The sequence below is a fragment of the Collinsella sp. AF14-35 genome (assembly GCF_003464565.1).
Classification (GTDB): Bacteria; Actinomycetota; Coriobacteriia; order Coriobacteriales; family Coriobacteriaceae; genus Collinsella.
In genome coordinates this window covers 1-354 of sequence record NZ_QRZD01000063.1, presented here as the reverse complement: position 1 = coordinate 354, position 354 = coordinate 1, and the positions used below count along the sequence as shown (strand labels likewise).

Below are 354 nucleotides of genomic sequence, written 5' to 3'. Positions count from 1 at the left end.
CGGGCACGGACACGGGCAGGTCCTGCGAGTGCTCGACGGCGCGGACGAACTCAGCCGCCTCATGAAGCGACTCCATGGTGCCGGTATCCAGCCACGCGTAGCCGCGGCCGAGGGTGACCACGGACAGCGCCCCCTCCTCCAGGTACATCTGGTTGAGCGTGGTGATCTCCAGCTCTCCGCGGGCCGACGGCTCCACCTTGTGCGCCTTGGCGGCCACGTCGCCCGGGTAGAAGTACAGGCCGGTGACGGCGTAGGAGCTCTTGGGGCGCTCGGGCTTCTCCTCGATGGAGACGGCCCTCCCCTCGCGGTCGAACTCCACGACGCCGAAGCGCTCGGGGTCGTCCACGTGGTAGC

Annotated in this window: 1 protein-coding gene; it reads right to left on the bottom strand. The window is 69.5% G+C overall.

Annotated elements, in window-relative coordinates; genetic code table 11:
- A partial coding sequence (locus DWW12_RS09715) for a sugar phosphate nucleotidyltransferase (protein WP_255413298.1) occupies positions 1-354 on the bottom strand: 354 nt, incomplete at both ends.